The organism is Azospirillum sp. B506 (assembly GCF_000333595.1).
Taxonomy (GTDB): domain Bacteria; phylum Pseudomonadota; class Alphaproteobacteria; order Azospirillales; family Azospirillaceae; genus Azospirillum.
In genome coordinates, this window is sequence record NZ_BADK01001031.1 from 1 (window position 1) to 2,440 (window position 2,440).

General features: G+C 68.0%; 3 protein-coding genes. 1 reads left to right on the forward strand and 2 read right to left on the reverse strand.

What is annotated here, in order from left to right:
- Positions 1 to 1,792: lytic transglycosylase domain-containing protein (locus I71_RS31715; RefSeq protein ID WP_042703710.1), on the forward strand; the 1,792-nt coding region annotated here is incomplete at its 5' end.
- A gap of 69 nt (positions 1,793 to 1,861) precedes the next feature.
- Here I71_RS31715 and I71_RS36655 read toward each other — a convergent pair.
- Complete coding sequence (locus tag I71_RS36655; protein WP_083897489.1) at positions 1,862 to 2,050, reverse strand: hypothetical protein; 189 nt, start codon at positions 2,048 to 2,050, stop codon at positions 1,862 to 1,864.
- A gap of 37 nt (positions 2,051 to 2,087) precedes the next feature.
- On the reverse strand, positions 2,088 to 2,273 hold the full coding sequence (locus I71_RS39025) for an entericidin A/B family lipoprotein (protein WP_042703711.1): 186 nt from the start codon (positions 2,271 to 2,273) through the stop codon (positions 2,088 to 2,090).
- Positions 2,274 to 2,440: the final 167 nt, after the last annotated feature.

Sequence of the window (2,440 nt, forward strand, 5' to 3'; positions counted from 1 at the left end):
CGGCGCGCGCCCGGATCCGTTACCGGCGAAGGTTCTGCGCTGGATCGCTCTCGCCAACCCCGGCGGCGGCAGCTTCAACGACATCGCCGCCTTCATCCGCGAGAATCCGGACTGGCCGAACATGCCGGCGCTGCGCCGTCAGGCCGAAATGGCGATGCCCGACATCCCGCCGGCCGACGTGGTGGAGTGGTTCCGCCAGAACCCGCCGCAGACCAACGACGGCTTCGTCCGCTATGCCGATGCGCTGATCGCCACCGGCAGCGCGGAACGTGCGACCATCCTGATCCGCAAGCAGTGGGCCGACGCCACCTTCACCCCGGACGAGGAGGCGACCTTCCTCTCCCACTACACCCCCTATCTGCGCCAGCAGGACCACAAGGCGCGCATCGACCGGCTGCTGTGGGCCAAGCAGGAAGGCCCGGTCCGCCGGATGTTGCCCTTCTTCGACGAGGCGTACGACACGCTGATCGAGGCGCGGATCGCGCTGGATGGCGACAATGCGGGTGCCGACGCGGCGCTGTCGCGCGTGCCGCCCAGCCTGCTCAACGATCCCGGCCTGATGTACGACCGTGCCCGCTATCTGCGGCGCAAGGGCGACGACGCCGGTGCGCTGGAGATCATCGCCCAGGCCGGCTCAGACATGGGCCGTCCACAATCCTGGTGGTCGGAACGCCATCTGCTGGCCCGCCGGGCGATGGAGCGCGGCGACCACAATCTGGCCTACCGGTTGGTCAGCGCCCACGGCATGAGCGAGGGCAGCGCCTTCGCCGACGCGGAGTTCCTGTCGGGATTTCTGGCGCTGCGCTTCCTCGACAAGCCGTCGGAAGCCTTCACCCATTTCCACAAGCTGTACCGTTCCGTGACCGCCCCGATCAGCAAGGCGCGCGGTGCCTACTGGTGCGGTCGCGCGGCGGAGGCGCTGGGCCAGACCGGGCCGGCGCGCGACTGGTACGCCAAGGCGGCGACCTATCCCACCACCTTCTATGGACAGCTTGCCTTCCGCCATGTCTCCGGCGGCGCGGTCACCCTGCCGGCGCCGCCGACGGTCTCCAGCGCCGAGACGGCCGCCTTCAACAGGCGTGAGGTCGTGCGGGTCGCCCGCCTGCTGGCGGAGATCGGCGGGAATGCGGCAGACCAGATGACCGGGTTTGTCCGTCGTGTCAGCCTGGATTCCAAGACACCGGCCGACTATGTGCTGGCGGCGCGGCTTGCCAGCGACGTCGGCCGCCGCGATCTGGCGGTCGCCGCCGCCAAGGACGCCGCCCAGAACGAGGTTTTCCTGGTCGAGGTCGGCTATCCGTTGATCGATGCCCGCCCGGCGGCGCCGGAACTGGCACTGATCCACGGCATCATCCGGCAGGAAAGCACCTTCAACCCAAACATCGTCTCGTCGGCCGGGGCGCGCGGACTGATGCAGCTGATGCCCGCAACGGCACAGCTGGTCGCCGGCAAGCTGGGGCTGAAACACACGAACGCGCGGCTGACCGCCGACCCCGGATACAACGTTACGCTGGGTTCGGCCTATCTGGCCGAACTGATCGACCGTTTCAACGGCTCCTGGGTACTGGCCATTGCCGGCTACAACGCAGGCCCCAACCGGGTGCGCCAATGGCTGCAGACCTATGGCGACCCGCGTACTGAGACCGTCGATGTGGTCGACTGGATCGAATTGATCCCGATCTCGGAAACGCGCAACTATGTCCAGCGCGTTCTGGAAGCCGTCCAGGTCTATCGTGCCCGCCTGAGCGGCGACCGTGCGGAGCCGAATCTCGACCGGGACCTGCGGAGGTAGGACGGTTCGGTTGGGGAGGGGCGATGGCGGAACAATCCCCTCCCTCGGACATCCGGTCGGACGGTCACCTCACGCTGTCGTCGGGTTGGGCATGCCAGGCATCGGCTCGTCGGCTGGGGGAGGGACTTCCGGCAGGATGCCGGGATTGTCGGGCACCGGATAGGGATCGGGTGTCGTCGGCCGGTCGGGCTGCGGCGGGTTCGGGTTGGACGGTGGCGGAATCTCGCTGGGGCTCGACGGCTTTTGCGGCTCGCTCATTCTAAACTCCTTCCATGGGTGGCCGTGGTGTAACGCCTCAATCGACCGTCCGTTCAATCGCCCGGCCACCGGCCCGAACATCCTGGCCGGCGCCCTCGACCGTGTTGCAGCCGGTCAGCAGGGCGGCCAGCGCCATCAGGAAGGTCAGGATCACCACCTCGCGCGCGGGGAACGGAATGGCGCGGGCGGTGGCGCGCTGCCGGCGGTTCTTGGCGTGCTGCATGGTGTGTCTCCGATCCGGGGCTGGGGGTTCCGATCAGGTGCGTCCTTCGTCTCTGACTCTGAACAACGGGGCGGCAACGGCTTGGTTCCGCACCCGGCGCCGCGGCCATGCACCGTATGCAATGGACCTTTCGAGACGCCTGAAAGCCTTGACGCGGTACGCCTACC